This is a genomic window from Pseudomonas sp. NPDC078416 (assembly GCF_050268485.1).
Lineage (GTDB): Bacteria > Pseudomonadota > Gammaproteobacteria > Pseudomonadales > Pseudomonadaceae > Aquipseudomonas.
This window is the reverse complement of the sequence record NZ_JBNNGV010000023.1, coordinates 48,290-62,795: the sequence shown is the minus strand read 5'-3', so window position 1 is coordinate 62,795 and position 14,506 is coordinate 48,290. Positions and strand designations below refer to the sequence as shown.

The following is a 14,506-nucleotide window of genomic DNA, read 5'->3' as shown; positions in this document are numbered from 1 at the left end:
GCCGTTCCCTTGCGCAGCGTTCAGGCGCCGACCCTGTAGCCCCGCCTTCGCAGCAAATTCCGACCGACTACCACCAATGACTCATGGCGCATGGCCGCTATTTGGGCGTTTAATGCTTTCACAATAATGAAAGCAGGGCAGGTCCCGGACATGGATGCGAAAGGTCGTCACGCCGCAACACCCTCTCAACCCGCTCACGCGGCTGCCGACAAGCAGATCGCCGCCGGTTCGCGCTGGCTGACGCTCGCCCTGCAAAGCCTTGGGCTGTGCCTGCTGTTCGCGGCGATGGCCTGGGGCACTGTGTCCGTTTACCTGTGCCTGCCCGTCGCGTTATTGATCCTGTGGTTACCGCCGCTGTTCGCAGGCCGAACGCCGGTGGCAGCAGCAGAGGCGGGCGAAGACAACATGACGCGTCTGACCCGGGATCTGTCCCGAAGCACCAGTCACAACGCGCTGTCTGCTGCGGCCGTGGCATTTTCAGTCAGGCAACTGGCGGGCAAGCTGCAGTCCCAGGTCAACGCCGCCGAGCAGATCGTCAGCAGCGCCGACGTGATGATCGCTACCGAGCGCGCCACCTCGACCCTGAGCCAGCAAGCGCTGACCGCCGCCAGCCAGGCGCGGGAGAGCAGCGGCGCCGGGCTCAACGTCCTCAACGCTTCCATCGGCCTGATGCACCAACTCAGTGAGCGGGCCGACAGCAGCCGCGAACTGATCGAAGCCCTTAGCCAGCGCAGCGAAGACATCCAGCGTGTCACGGCAGTGATCCAGTCCATCGCCAGCCAGACCAATCTGCTCGCCCTCAACGCCGCCATCGAAGCCGCGCGCGCCGGCGAACACGGCCGTGGCTTTGCCGTGGTGGCCGATGAAGTGCGCGGGCTGGCCGGGCGCACGGCGACGGCGACCAGTGAGGTCGGGGAGATGGTCGTTGATATTCAGCAGCGCACCCGTCAGGTGGTCGAGCAGATTCGGCAGCTGTCGGGTGACCTGAGTGGCGGCGTGGCGCAGGTTGAATCCACCGGTCAGCAGTTGGCGAGCATCGCTCAGCTGGCCGTTGGGGTGGAGCAGCAGGTCGGTGAAATCGCGCGGGGCGCCCAGACCAATCAGGAGCAATTGAGCAGCCTGTTCGTTGCCGTCGAGCAAATGCGCAGCGACCTTGCCATCAGCGATGACCAGACGCGGCGCCTGGCGCAGTCGGCGTTGCAGATGGAAGAACAGGCAGAAACCATCAGCGAACGCCTCGCCCAGGTGGGGCTTGATGACTACCACCAGCGCATCTACGACCTCGCCCGGGAAGGCGCCAGCCAGATCGCCGCGAAGTTCGAGCAGGACATCGATCAGGGCCGGGTCAGCCTGACCGATCTGTTCGACCGCTCCTATCAGCCCATCCCCAACACCTCGCCGGCCAAGTACCAGACGCGCTTCGACCGCTACACCGATCAGACGCTACCGGCCATTCAAGAGCCGCTGCTGACGCGGCATGAGGGGCTGGTGTTCGCCATCGCTTGCACCCAGCAAGGTTACGTGCCGACCCACAATCAGGTGTTCAGCCGGCCTTTGACGGGCGACACGGCCGTCGACGCGGTGAACAATCGCACCAAGCGCAAGTTCGACGACCGCACCGGCATTCGCTGCGGCAGTCACCAGCAGCCGGTGCTGTTGCAGACCTACACCCGCGACACCGGGGAACTGATGCACGATCTTTCCGTGCCTATTATCGTCAAAGGCCGACATTGGGGCGGGCTGCGGCTGGGTTATAAGCCGGAGAAAAGCTGAGCGGCAAGTTGTAAGCGGCAAGCTGCAAGCTAAGAGCAGGCGTCTTGTAGCTTGCCACTTGTAGCTTGCAGCTCCGGAAAACTATTTAACCGTCCGATAATGAAGTAGGACGCGTCTGAAGTGCAGTTCCATCGGTTGACGGGACGTTAACTGCGATCATCCTGTGAGTATATGTCCGAATATGTAAATGCCTGTTCGGGGCTCATGTCAGTACTCACGGATGAATCAAATGACAAAGAAAACTATCAGTCACGCGTCGGCCGATTCCCGCACCGACGCTCAGGAAGTTACCGTTCGCTTCGGGGTGTTCTTCGACGGGACCGGTAATAATCGGGTGAACAGCCAGATCGGCGCCGACTGCCAGGCGATGGCGGAGGTCTACGGCGGCGTGCATACAAAAGAATGTGGCGGCCGACACACTGATCCCGGCAGCAGCTACAGCAACAGCCTCACCAATATCGCGAGACTGGCCGGTTTATATAAGCAACAGCGCAAGGCAATTGTTAACGCAGACGGCCTGTATGTGTATGGCGCGGTGTATGTCAGTGGCGTTGGCACGACATCTGGCGGGCGCGATTCCCGCGTGTCGGGCCAGGGCTTTGGTCGAGGCACCACTGGCGTGGTGGCAAAAGTGTCGCGGGGCATCAAGAAACTTGCCGACGAACTCCAGATGTTTGAAACCAATAACCCGGGTTGCGTCATCGGGGCGCTGGAGCTGGACGTGTTTGGCTTCAGTCGGGGTGCGGCGTCGGCCCGCCATCTGGCCAACGAGGTGCTGAAAAAGTCCCGGGGCGCGCTCGACCCGGTTCTCGATCCCCGCAAACTGCCGCTGTCGGACAGCTTCTCATGGGCCGGCGGCAGCGTGCGGTTGAAGGTCATCGGGCTGTTCGACACCGTGGCTGCGGTAGGCGGGATTTCCGATCTGGGCAGCGTTCGCGATGCCGTCAATAAACGGGTTAATCTGTTTCTGCCTCCCGGGTGCGCGCAGCAAGTGCTGCATCTGGTGGCCGGCGATGAGCATCGGCGCAACTTTGTGCTCAATAGCGTCAAGCCCGACTGGCCCCGGGAAATCGTGCTGCCCGGCAGCCATTCGGACATCGGCGGTGGCTACCAGCCCCAGGAAGTGGAGAAAGTGTCGCTGTTCCGGCCTCGCCGCAGTCTGGTCACCGTCAGTACGCCGTACGACGCCACGGACGCCTGGCTGCAGGCCCACGCCGAGCTGTCCACCCTCGACGCCGGGCGCCTGCTCGACCCCACCGACGACAGCGCCTCGCTGGGCGTTGAATGTTTCGAACGGTTCGCCAGCAGCTCACGCGGGGTCAAGACGGTGGTCGCGACGGTGACGCTGGAGCGCCGCGTCTACAACCACCTGGCCCACGTTTACCTGCGGGTGATGCACACGCTGGCCACTGACGAAGGTGTGCCGTTTGTGCCGATCCGTGATTCAGCGGAGATCACCCTGCCACCGGAACTGCGTCCCATCGCCGCCAAGCTGATCAGCCATGCAAAAGGAGAGGGCGGGGTGTTGAACGACGCGGAGCTGAGTTTGTTGCATCAGCGCTATATCCATCGCTCGGCCCACTGGAACAACGCCCGGCGCGATGCGCTGGTGGATGGTCTTTTTGTGCACGCGCCTGCGCGCAACGGGCGGCAGACGTTTTCCAATATCGGCCAGCCTGGTTATCCACACTGAGCGGGCTGCAACGAGCGATCGGGTGACGATAATGGTGGATCAGGAAAAAAAAGGGCGGCCTCGAGGGGCCGCCTTTTTTACACGTGCGCCGGGTCAGGTCGGCGTGTGCAGCAATACGTTCAGCTCGTCAACGATAGGCGCCCAGTCATCATCCAGCTGGATCTTTTCCTTGAGCAGTGCCGCTTGATTGTCTGTCCAGAAATCGGCTTCGGACACCTTCACGCCTTCCGGCAATTGATGCGCAGCGACGAATCCATCGATGCTGGCCTGATCGGACTCCAGCCCCATTTGTTCGAACAAGAGCTCAAGCGACGGCGTCATGATTTCCATTTATTTCTCCCGAACGGGTCAAGGACCCGGATTGGCGTGTCAGTGAATAACCTTCTGTTGCATGGGAGTGCGCGGGGCCGGCAAGAGTTCTAACTGATTGCCTGAAGGTGTGGGCCCGGGGGGGGGGTCGGTATGGGGGCAGGTCGGAAACACAAATGCTGCTGGCTGGCGCGCATTCTGTAGCAGCGCGCTTGCACGCGAAGAGGCCGGTACATTCGACACATCTTCAGCGCCTGTGACAACGCTTTCGCGGACAAGCGCGCTCCTACAGTTGATCGTGTTCGGCCACAGAATTCCGAGGCGCACTCAGCCTCCTGTAGGAGTGAGCCTGCTCGCGAAGAGGTTGGTACATTCGACACATCTTCAGCGCCGGTGACAACGCTTTCGCGGGCAAGCGCGCTCCTACAATTGCCCGCGTTCGGCCACAGAATTCCGAGGCGCACTCAGCCTCCTGTGGGAGTGAGTCTGCTCGCGAAGAGGCCGGTACATTCGACACATCTTCAGCGCCTGTGACAACGCTTTCGCGGGCAAGCGCGCTCCTACAGTTGATCGTGTTCGGCCACAGAATTCCGAGGCGCACTCAGCCTCCTGCAGGAGTGAGCTTGCTCGCGAAGAGGTTGGTACATTCGACACATCTTCAGCGGCCCGAATGCCGCTTTCGCGAGCAAGCGCGCTCGTACAGTTGATCGTGTTCGGCCACAGAATTCCGAGGCGCACTCAGCCTCCTGTAGGAGTGAGCTTGCTCGCGAAGAGGTTGGTACATTCGACACATCTTCAGCGCCTGTGACAACGCTTTCGCGGGCAAGCGCGCTCCTACAATTGCCCGCGTCAGGCATCAGATCGTCAGTGAATTCAGTTAGCCAGTGCAGGCGCGAGTTTTTTATGTGGGACCGGCTTTAGCCGGGAGGGCGTCAGGTGTCACGCCGAAGATTTGAGGGTGTTCAAAGCGGCCTCTTCCCGGCTGAAGCCGGTCCCACCAAAACATCCCACGACGTCTTGTTGTGTCGGGCCAGCCCCACCGAAACATCGTATGGCCGCAAAAACCACGTCACTCCGGACGAATGGGATATAGCCCGTATAGACTGACTGCCGGTAGAATCCTTGTTCACGCCAGCGTCCGGCTTCAGGGCGCACCATTTCTCGTTTCTTTCTCGCCCGGTCCGCTGTCCGGGCGAGTTCCTATCAGGTTGGGAGTTTGTACATTGGCAGTAGGTAATCTGGATACCCACGCGTTATTCGTGCTCGGCGACGTGCGCGCGAAGTTGGTAAAGCTGTTCCAGGCGCGATTCGTTTATGTCATCGAACAATCCCCTGAAGGCATTTACATGTCGGAAATCGACACCGAAGCCGCACTGGTGGTCGATGACAAACCCGGGCTTGAACTGAAAGTGGGTGACCACTTCCGTGCCGCGGTATTGCCCAGCCGAGAAGGCGGCAAGTTCGAAATCCGCTTCCGCGACATCAAGATGACCATCTACGGCCTGGGCGAATATGCTTTTGTCGACGTGCCTGAAGGCCATGGCATCGTCTTCAAAGAGTCCCACAGCATTTTCATGGTGTTCGCCGCCCACGAACAGATTCAGTCCGGCCTGAGCAAAGTCCTCAAAGCCGCCACCGCCAAAGCAGCCAAATGGCGCAAGGGCGAGCTGACGTTCAAGGCCAGCGAGTAACAACAACGCTTCAAAAAAACCTGCACAAGGAACGCGCCCACATCCCCCCACGCGACAAGCGATGGGTGGCGGGCATGCGTGCGTCCGGTTATCGCCGACGGCATAGCATCAATGCCCCTGCTGTCTGCCATCGCTGACTTCAGGAGGCACGTCGTCACCGGCCATGCGCTTGCGGAACAGCCCGGTGCGCGCCAGCAGCAACGTGGTGACCGGCACGGTGATCGCCAGCAGGATCGGGATGAGCCAGGCGTGAAGCACAGGACCGTCCTTCAGCGCCGAGAAGTAGACGATCGACGCCAGCGCCACGCACCACGCGCCGAGGGTCGAGGCCAGTGCGGGCGGGTGCATGCGCTGGAAAAAGTCCTTCATGCGCAACAGACCCAGCGCGCCGATCAGGCCGAACAGGCTGCTAAGGACCAGCAGCACGGCGGTCAGGACTTCGATCCAGAACGGCAACACCTGCAACGAATTCATTCGATCACCTCGCCGCGCAACAGAAATTTGGCCAGCGCGAAGGAGCCGACGAAGCCGAACAGCGCGATCAGCAGCGCCGCCTCGAAGTAAGTGTCGCTGGCATAACGAATGCCCAGCACCAGCATCATCAGCATGGCCAGGATGTACAAATAGTCCAGCGCCAGCACCCGGTCCTGGGCCGACGGGCCTTTGAACAGGCGGATCAAGGTCAGGACCATGGCGAGGGTGAACGCCGACAGCGTAAACAGAATCGCGTTGGTGAGCAGGGCGCTCATTGGAAAATCTCCATCAGTGGCCGTTCGTACGTACTTTTGAAGTGCTCGATGAAGGCCGCTTCGTCGTCCAGATCGAACACATGCATGAGCAGCACGCTGCGATCCAGCGCCAGTTCAGACCAGACCGTTCCCGGCACCACTGTGCAAATCATCGCCAGCGCCGCCAGACCGTGGGCGTCGTGCAGGTCCAGCGGGACCTTGACGAACGCCGAGCGTGGCGGACGGCGACCGGCGCACAGCACGCCCCAGGCTACCGCCAGATTGGACGCCACCACATCGCGGCCCACCAGCAGGAACAAACGGAGGGCGACGCCGGGGTTGTGGATCCGCGCAGGGGAGGGGCGCAACGGCGCAAAGATGTAGGGCGCGAAAAAGCCCATCAAGGCACCCAGCAGCAGATTGCCCGGGCTCAGCGACAAGTTGAGCAACAGCCACAACCCCCACAGCGACAGCGACAACAGCGGCGCGGGAAACAGACGCTTCATGGCTGCACCTCCGCCGCTGCCGAAACGGGGCCCGGTATCGGCCGTGCCGCCATCACCGAGAGCACGTATTGCTGCGGATCATGCAACGCCTGGGCGGTGTCCTGGGTGTAATGCAACAGCGCCTGAGCCTTGAATGTCAGCACAACGGCGCAGCCCACCAGCAAAGCGATCGGCAGGCATTCGTTGAGCCGCAGCAGGGGCGCCGCGTGTTCCTGGGGCGTCCAGAACCGTTTGATGCCGATACGCACGAAGGCAAACAGCGACGTCAGCCCGGAAATAATCAGCAGTGCCACCAGCGTCCAGCTGTCGCCACGAATGGCTTCGTCCTTCGCCACATCAAGTCCCAGCGGATTGAGCAGGGAACTGATCAGCGTCAGCTTGCCGAGGAAGCCCGACAGCGGCGGCATGCCGATGATCAGCAGCGCGCAGGCAATGAAACTCAGGCCCAGGAACGCCATGGTCCAGGGGATGACATGGCCGACCACGGCTTTCTGCTCGTCATCCAGGTTGGTGCCCGGCACCGGATGCAACGACTCCAGCGCCTTGGGCAACTGATCGGCGTCTTCGTCGAGGGCGATGTCATTGGCCGAGCGCGAGCGTTCGATCAACTCCGCCAGCAGGAACAGCGCACTGAGGGCCAGGGTCGAGCTGACCAGATAAAACAGAGCACCCGCCGTCAGGCTCGGCTGCGCGAAACCGACCGCCGAGAGCAGAATCCCCGCCGACACCAGAATGCTCAGACTGGCCATGCGCTCGAGGCGCTGGGCAGCGACCACGGAAATAGCGGCCACGGTAACGGTGGCCATGCCGCCCCAGATCAGCCAGTCCCCGCCGAAGAACGCCGACGCGCCGGCCTGACCGGAAAACAACAGCGTCCACAACCGTAGCAGCGTGTAGAAGCCAACCTTGGTCATGATCGCGAACAGCGCTGCCACCGGTGCGCTGGCGGCGGAATAGGCCGGCACCAGCCAAAAATTCAGCGGCCACATGCCGGCCTTGGCCAGAAAGGCCACCGCCAGAATGGCCGCGCCCGCGTGCAGCAAGCCCAGATCGCCCTCCGTCACCTGAGGGATTTTCACCGCCAGATCCGCCAGGTTCAGCGTGCCGGTGACACCGTAAATCAGCGCGGCGCCGATCAGGAACAGCGACGAGGCCAGCAGGTTGATGGTGATGTAGTGCAGGCCCGCCGACACCCGCGCCCGTCCCGAACCGTGCAGCATCAGGCCGTAGGACGCGGCCAGCAGCACTTCGAAGAACACGAACAGATTGAACAGGTCGGCGGTGAGAAAGGCGCCATACAGCCCCATCAGCTGAATCTGAAACAGGGCGTGGAAACTCGCCCCCGCTCGGTCCCATCGCGCCAGGGCGAAGAGCAGGGCGCAGAAGGCGACGATGCCGGTCAGCACCAGCATCAGGGCCGACAGGTGATCAACCACCAGCACGATGCCGAATGGCGCCTCCCAGTTGCCCGGCAGGTACACGCCGATGGAGCCGGTGGTGCCGGTTTTCTGCACCCACATCATCAGCGTGATGGCGATGGCCAGGCCGAGCCCGGTGGAAAACAGGTTGATCCGCGCTTTCAGCGGACGGTGTTTCTCGCCAAGCCACAGCACCAGCGCAGCGGTCAGCACCGGCAGCAGGATCGGCGCGACGATCAGTTGGTTCATCACACTCATTCACCCAGCTCCCGACCGTCGACATGGTCGTTGCCGGTCAGACCGCGCGACGCCAGCAGCACCACCAGAAACAGCGCGGTCATGGCGAAGCTGATGACGATGGCCGTCAGCACCAGTGCCTGGGGCAGGGGATCGGTGTAGTTGAGCAAGTCCTGGGGCACGCCGTCCTTGATGATCGGCTCCTTGCCGATGAACAGGCTGCCCATGCTGAAGATGAACAGATTGACGCCGTAGGACAGCAGGCACAGGCCCATCACGACCTGAAAGGTCCGTGGACGCAGGATCAGCCACACGCCGGAAGCGGCGAGCACGCCGATGGCAATGGCGATGACTTCTTCCATCAGATGGCTCCTTGTGAAATCGGGCTGTCGGCCGGGACTGGTTCAATGGGTGGCGGCAACGAGGTCGGGCGATGGCTGCGCACCGATTGGTGAGCCAGTGCCGTGAGGATCAACAGGGTCGAGCCGACCACCACCGCGTACACGCCGATGTCGAAAAACAGCGCGCTGGCGATGTGCAGGTCGCCCAGGATCGGCAGGACCACGTGCGCGGTGTGGGTGGTCATGAACGGATAACCCAGGGCCATCGAGCCCAGCCCCGTGGCCAGCGCGAAGAACAGCCCGGTGCCCATCCAGCGCAACGGCCGCAGGCTCATATTGGCCTCGACCCACTGGGTGCCGGCGACCATGTATTGCAGGATGAATGCCACCGACATGACCAGCCCGGCGACGAATCCGCCACCCGGCTGGTTATGCCCGCGCATGAACAGGTACATCGAGACCACGAAGGCCACCGGCAACAGCAGGCGCACCAGCACCGCCGGCACCATCATGAAGCCCAGCGCGGTATCGGCGGCATGACGCGGGTTCACCAGATCGGTAACCACGTCACGGGCCAGCAAACGCTGTTGCGCCGGCAGGGCGATGCTTTCTTTCGGCGGCCGGAAGCGGCGCAGCAGGGCGAAGACCGTCAGCGCCACCACGGCCAGCACGGTGATCTCGCCAAAGGTATCGAAGCCACGGAAGTCCACGAGCATGACGTTGACCGCGTTGGTCCCGCCGCCCTGGGCCAGGGCGCGGCTCAGGTAAAACTCGGAAATGGCGTTCGGCGTCGGCCGCGTCAGCATCGCGTAGGACAGCACTGCCATGCCGCCACCCACCGCCACGGCGAGGACGAAATCGCGGATCCGCCGCACCTTGGCCCGGCGTCGCGCCTGGGACGGCGGCGGCACGTTTTCGTTGCGTCGCGGCAGCCAGCGCAGGCCGAGCAGGATCAACACCGTGGTGACGACTTCCACCGCCAGTTGGGTCAGTGCCAGGTCCGGCGCGGAAAACCAGACGAAGGTCACGCAGGTCATCAGCCCGCAGACGCTGACCATGGTCACGGCCGCCAGACGGTGGTACTTGGCTTGCCACGCAGCGCCGATGGCGCAGGCAATGGCGATCAGCCAGAGCATCACGAACACGCCGGAACCCGGGATCTTCGGTCGATCGCCCCAGCTCAGCCCGCTCTCGTACATCGGCACGAAGCCGGCGACCAGCGCGGCCAGTACCATCAGAAACAGCTGCGCCTGCAGGCGACGGGTCGTCAGCAGCCCCACCAGTCGCCGCGCGCCGCGCATCTTCAGCACCAGCACGCGCTCGAACATGCGCTTGCCGTTCAGACGCCACATCAGCGGCGGGCCATTGACCTGCTTGCGCTTGATCGGCCCGCGCAGCAGCAGGTACAGAACGATGCCGGCGGCCATGGCGATCAGGCTCATGATCATCGGCGCATTCAACCCGTGCCAGATCGCCAGGCTGTATTCGGGGAGCTCACCGCCCACCACCGGTTGCGCCGCGGCGGCGAGCAATGGGCCGACGGAGTGCGTGGGAAAAATGCCGACGATCAGGCAGGCCAGCACCAGCAATTCCACCGGCAGGCGCATCCAGCGCGGCGGCTCGTGGGGCGTGTGGGGCAGGCGCGTGGCTTTCGGGCCGAAAAACACATCGACGGTAAAGCGCAGGGAATAGGCCACGCTGAAAATCCCGGCGATGGTGGCGATCACCGGCAGGGCGATTTCCACCCAGTCGGTCGAGGTGATGAACACCGTTTCCGCGAAGAACATTTCCTTGGAAAGGAAGCCGTTCAGCAGCGGCACCCCGGCCATTGACGCGCTGGCGACCATCGCCAGCGTCGCGGTGTAGGGCATCAGCTTGATCAGCCCGCTGAGTTTGCGGATGTCGCGGGTGCCGCTTTCGTGGTCGATGATGCCCGCCGCCATGAACAGCGACGCCTTGAAGGTGGCGTGGTTGAGGATGTGAAACACGGCGGCGACGGCGGCCAGTGGGCTGTTCAGCCCCAGCAGCAGGGTAATCAGCCCCAGGTGACTGATGGTGGAATAGGCCAGCAGGCCCTTGAGGTCGTTTTGAAACATGGCGGAATAGGCGCCGATCACCAGCGTGGCGGCCCCTGCGCCGCTGACGATCCAGAACCACTGTTCGCTGCCCGACAGCGACGGCCACAGGCGCGCGAGCAGGAACACCCCGGCCTTGACCATGGTCGCCGAGTGCAGATATGCCGACACCGGCGTCGGTGCCGCCATGGCGTGGGGCAGCCAGAAATGGAAAGGGAATTGTGCGCTCTTGCTCAGCGCGCCGATCAGAATCAGCGTCAGCAGCACCGGGTACAGCGCGTGGGCGCGAATCGCATCGCCCGAGGCCAGCACGCGATCCAGGTCATAGCTCCCGACGACGTGCCCGAGCAGCATCATCCCGACCAGCAGCGCGAGGCCGCCGGCGCCCGTGACCATCAGTGCCATGTAGGCGCCGCGTCGAGCGTCGGCGCGGTGGTGCCAGTAGCCGATCAGCAGGAACGAGAAGACGCTGGTCAGCTCCCAGAAAAACACGATTTGAATGAGGTTGCCGGACATGACCAGCCCGAGCATGGCGCCCATGAACGCAAGAAAGAATGAAAAGAAACGCGGCACCGGGTCGTCCGGCGACATGTAATAACGCGCATACAGCGACACCAGCGCGCCGATCCCCAGGACCAGCATCGAGAACAGCCAGGCAAAGCCGTCCAGGCGCAGGACGAAGTTCAGGCCCAGGCTGGGCAGCCAGAAAAACTCTTCTCTGATGACCCCGCCATGGGCGATCTGTGGATACCACAGTGCGACCTGCACCGCGCCGATCAAGGCGATCAGGCCGGCGAGAATGGATTCACTGTTGCGTGCGTTGTGCGGCAAAAGCGCCGCCAGACAGCTGCCGATGAAAGGCAGAAGCAGTAGAACTATCAGGGACATAGGTTTCTAATCTGCGAATAAATGTCAAGGATCATACGTGCCGGGTCCGGGATGACCAAACGCCAAGATGTCGCAGAATCCTACAAAGTTTGTAGGCAGCAGCGTAGTTCATGCCTATTGACCCACCGGATTGCCCTGCGTATCCGGCTGCCGGATTTGGCGTACTTCATCAATTAAGCGACAATGCCGGCCTGTTTCCGGAGCGCCCCATGTCTGATTCCATTAAAAGCCCCGCCGTCGATGCCGTGCTCGACGCCACCGGCCTCAATTGCCCCGAGCCGGTCATGATGCTGCACCAGAAGGTGCGTGACCTGCACCCTGGCGGCCTGCTCAAGGTGATTGCCACCGATCCTTCCACCCAGCGTGATATCCCCAAATTCTGTGTGTTCCTCGGCCACGAGCTGGTGGACAAACAGGCGGGCGACGGCGAGTTCCTCTACTGGATCCGCAAGAAGCTCGACTGATTGGCTGCATACCGGCTGACGCTTTTCGCGTCACGCTGGCTCGACAGGGCGCTGGCGCCTACACTGCGGCCACTCCAGGAGCCCTGACATGCGCATAGTTGCCGACGAAAACATTCCCTTGCTCGACGCCTTCTTCGCAGGCGTCGGTGATATCCAGCGTTACCCGGGCCGCACCCTTGACCGCGCCGCCGTCGCCGAGGCCGAGATCCTGCTGGTGCGCTCGGTGACCCGGGTCGACCGCGCCTTGCTCGAAGGCACGCCCGTGCGCTTTGTCGGCACCTGCACCATCGGCACCGATCACCTTGACCTCGACTACTTCAAGGAAGCCGGCATTCAATGGTCCAGCGCCCCGGGCTGCAACGCCCGTGGCGTGGTGGACTACGTGCTGGGCAGCCTGCTGACCCTGGCGGAGATCGAAGGTGTCGAACTTGCCAGCCGTACGTACGGCGTGGTCGGCGCGGGGCAGGTCGGCGGTCGCCTGATCGAGGTATTGCGGGGCTTGGGCTGGAACGTGCTGGTTTGCGACCCGCCGCGTCAGGCCAGGGAAGGCGGCGATTACGTCAGCCTCGACGAGATCATCGCCCGCTGCGACGTGATCAGCCTGCACACGCCGCTGGATAAAACCGGCGACGCGCCCACCTGGCACCTGTTCGACCGCGCCCGCTTGGAGCAGCTCAAGCCCGGCGCCTGGCTGATCAATGCAGCGCGTGGCCCGGTGGTCGACAACACCGCTTTGCGCCATGTGTTGCTGGAGCGCGAAGACCTGCAAGCGGTGCTGGACGTCTGGGAGCAGGAGCCGACGGTCGACGTGGAACTGGCCGAGTTGTGCGTCATTGGTACGCCCCACATCGCCGGCTACAGCCTCGATGGCCGACAGCGCGGCACGGCGCAAATCTATCAGGCGCTGTGCGCGCACCTTGGCCAGCCGGCGAGCATCAGGCTTGAAGACCTGCTGCCCAAGCCCTGGCTGGCCGGGGTTGATCTGGATGCCGCCACGGAGCCGGTCTGGGCGCTGAATGCGCTGTGTCGCGGCGTATACGATCCGCGCCGCGACGACGCGGATTTCCGCCGCAGTCTGGTAGGGGGGGGCGACAGCCAACGCCTGGCCTTCGACGCGCTACGCAAGCATTACCCGCCCCGCCGGGAAATCGACAGCCTGCAGGTGCGCATCAACGGCGAGTCGGCGGCCCTGCGTCAGATCGTCGAGGCCTTGGGCGCAACGTTGATCGCCGATTGATTCACACGGTGTATTTCTTGATGTAAGACCACAACGTTTCGGGCAGTCGTTGCGGAACGTGCTGCCAGAATCGGCGCATCTTCGGGAGTGCGTTATAGGCCTCTTGCCACGCCTCCTCGCGATCTTCAGGGCGCGTCACCGGGGCTTCGATCAGTCCGATGAAGCTGGCGAAGCTGCAAGGGATCGGCAACGCCTCGCTACGCTCAATCCGGTGCACCTGTTCCTGCACGGTGATCGCCACACCTTTTTCGTCGGTGAACACGTAAGGGGTCAGCGAACTGACACGATCACAGCGGCTGCTGCACAGCTTCTTTCGGTTCTTCAGTTCACCGAAGCCTCGCTCGTACAGATTGATCGTAGAGCCACTGACCCTCATGCAGGCCTCTTCGAACGCGTTGAGAATGACCTCGGCGTTTTCGATGCTCGTTTCGATGGTCGCGATATCGACGAAGCGCTCCAGGGTCCCGGCTTCCAGCGCGTTGAAGGCGCGCTTGATGGTTGAGAGGTGAACGAAGTCCTTCTTGCATCCGATCAAATGAACGTCGAACTGGTAGTCAGCCAGTTCCTGGCCCGAGATCACCGTGGCGAACGCTTTGGTGTCCAGCGCGGTTTCCATCACGATGTTGAACTTGTTGCTGTGGGCATAAGCGAAGATGCGGCTGCACAGCTCCCAGATGAACGCCTCCGTATGTTTGTACCGGCGGGTCACGTCCTGATCGGCGAAGTCCGCATAGCGAGGGTGCAGCTCGCGGAAGTTTTCCTGGTACAGATGCACGTAGTTGCCGTAGCCCGGTGTTTTGAGGAGCGTATTGTTCAGCATGTACGTCTTGCCCGAGCCCTGCACGCCGGCGACCACCAGGATCTTCGGTGCAGGACTTCCATCGTCTGCAATGTCTTTAGGCACATCAAACATGGTGCCTACGATCGCCTCGAATACGGCATCCAGTTCTTTTGGCGTGTAGGCGTAGTGTGTTTCGGTCATGGCGGTTCTTCCTTGAGTTAAGTCGGATTGACTGTTGAAAGTCTCAAGGACGTAATCGCAGTGCCCGGCAATGAGCAACTGGATAAACGCGCTGTGTATTGCAGAATGTTTATAACGCCCATAAAAAACCCGGCGCCATGGCCGGGCTTCAATCAAAGCTGCAC

Annotated in this window: 13 protein-coding genes; 5 read left to right on the top strand and 8 right to left on the bottom strand. The window is 62.3% G+C overall.

Going from position 1 to position 14,506, the window contains the following annotated elements; all coding sequences use genetic code 11:
• Positions 1–90 precede the first annotated feature (90 nt).
• Together ACQKEN_RS18885 and ACQKEN_RS18880 are read left to right on the top strand one after the other, a co-directional pair.
• Positions 91–1,773 carry a methyl-accepting chemotaxis protein gene (locus ACQKEN_RS18885; protein ID WP_427687836.1) on the top strand — a complete coding sequence of 561 codons (1,683 nt, stop codon included), beginning with the start codon at positions 91–93 and terminating at the stop codon, positions 1,771–1,773.
• Between the two features lie 229 nt (positions 1,774–2,002).
• Complete coding sequence (locus ACQKEN_RS18880; protein WP_427687834.1) at positions 2,003–3,466, top strand: T6SS phospholipase effector Tle1-like catalytic domain-containing protein; 1,464 nt, start codon at positions 2,003–2,005, stop codon at positions 3,464–3,466.
• Between the two features lie 93 nt (positions 3,467–3,559).
• On the opposite strand, the gene ACQKEN_RS18875 is transcribed toward ACQKEN_RS18880, so the two are convergent.
• Positions 3,560–3,796, bottom strand: coding sequence for a DUF2789 family protein (locus ACQKEN_RS18875; protein WP_427687832.1), 237 nt, complete (start codon positions 3,794–3,796; stop codon positions 3,560–3,562).
• A 1,202-nt stretch (positions 3,797–4,998) separates the two neighbouring features.
• Between ACQKEN_RS18875 and ACQKEN_RS18870 the strand changes: the two genes are divergently transcribed.
• Complete coding sequence (locus ACQKEN_RS18870) at positions 4,999–5,466, top strand: hypothetical protein (protein ID WP_427687830.1); 468 nt, start codon at positions 4,999–5,001, stop codon at positions 5,464–5,466.
• 108 nt (positions 5,467–5,574) lie between these two features.
• On the opposite strand, the gene ACQKEN_RS18865 is transcribed toward ACQKEN_RS18870, so the two are convergent.
• Genes ACQKEN_RS18865 through ACQKEN_RS18840 form a run of 6 tightly spaced genes read right to left on the bottom strand, consistent with a single transcriptional unit; the run spans position 5,575 to position 11,659 of the window.
• Positions 5,575–5,940, bottom strand: coding sequence for a Na+/H+ antiporter subunit G (locus ACQKEN_RS18865; protein ID WP_427687828.1), 366 nt, complete (start codon positions 5,938–5,940; stop codon positions 5,575–5,577).
• Complete coding sequence (locus tag ACQKEN_RS18860; RefSeq protein WP_133776504.1) at positions 5,937–6,215, bottom strand: K+/H+ antiporter subunit F; 279 nt, start codon at positions 6,213–6,215, stop codon at positions 5,937–5,939. The genes ACQKEN_RS18865 and ACQKEN_RS18860 overlap by 4 nt, the downstream gene beginning before the upstream one ends.
• Positions 6,212–6,700, bottom strand: a complete 489-nt coding sequence (locus ACQKEN_RS18855; RefSeq protein ID WP_427687826.1) for a Na+/H+ antiporter subunit E — start codon at positions 6,698–6,700, stop codon at positions 6,212–6,214. The genes ACQKEN_RS18860 and ACQKEN_RS18855 overlap by 4 nt, the downstream gene beginning before the upstream one ends.
• Positions 6,697–8,376 (bottom strand): monovalent cation/H+ antiporter subunit D, encoded by a 1,680-nt coding sequence (locus tag ACQKEN_RS18850; RefSeq protein ID WP_427687824.1) that lies wholly within the window; start codon positions 8,374–8,376, stop codon positions 6,697–6,699. Before ACQKEN_RS18850 ends, ACQKEN_RS18855 begins: the two co-directional genes overlap by 4 nt.
• Positions 8,373–8,717, bottom strand: coding sequence for a Na+/H+ antiporter subunit C (locus tag ACQKEN_RS18845; protein WP_065986226.1), 345 nt, complete (start codon positions 8,715–8,717; stop codon positions 8,373–8,375). Before ACQKEN_RS18845 ends, ACQKEN_RS18850 begins: the two co-directional genes overlap by 4 nt.
• The gene (locus ACQKEN_RS18840) at positions 8,717–11,659 is read right to left on the bottom strand and encodes a monovalent cation/H+ antiporter subunit A (protein WP_427687822.1); all 2,943 of its coding nucleotides are present in this window, start codon (positions 11,657–11,659) and stop codon (positions 8,717–8,719) included. The genes ACQKEN_RS18845 and ACQKEN_RS18840 overlap by 1 nt, the downstream gene beginning before the upstream one ends.
• A 209-nt stretch (positions 11,660–11,868) precedes the next feature.
• On the opposite strand from ACQKEN_RS18840, the gene tusA reads away from it, so the two are divergent.
• Together tusA and pdxB are read left to right on the top strand one after the other, a co-directional pair.
• Complete coding sequence (tusA, locus tag ACQKEN_RS18835) at positions 11,869–12,123, top strand: sulfurtransferase TusA (RefSeq protein ID WP_074892403.1); 255 nt, start codon at positions 11,869–11,871, stop codon at positions 12,121–12,123.
• Between the two features lie 88 nt (positions 12,124–12,211).
• On the top strand, positions 12,212–13,360 hold the full coding sequence (pdxB, locus tag ACQKEN_RS18830; protein WP_427687820.1) for a 4-phosphoerythronate dehydrogenase PdxB: 1,149 nt from the start codon (positions 12,212–12,214) through the stop codon (positions 13,358–13,360).
• A 1-nt stretch (position 13,361) separates the two neighbouring features.
• Here pdxB and ACQKEN_RS18825 read toward each other — a convergent pair whose 3' ends face one another.
• A complete protein-coding gene (locus ACQKEN_RS18825) occupies positions 13,362–14,342 on the bottom strand; it encodes a zeta toxin family protein (protein WP_427687818.1) in 981 nt (326 codons plus the stop codon).
• Between the last annotated feature and the right edge of the window lie 164 nt (positions 14,343–14,506).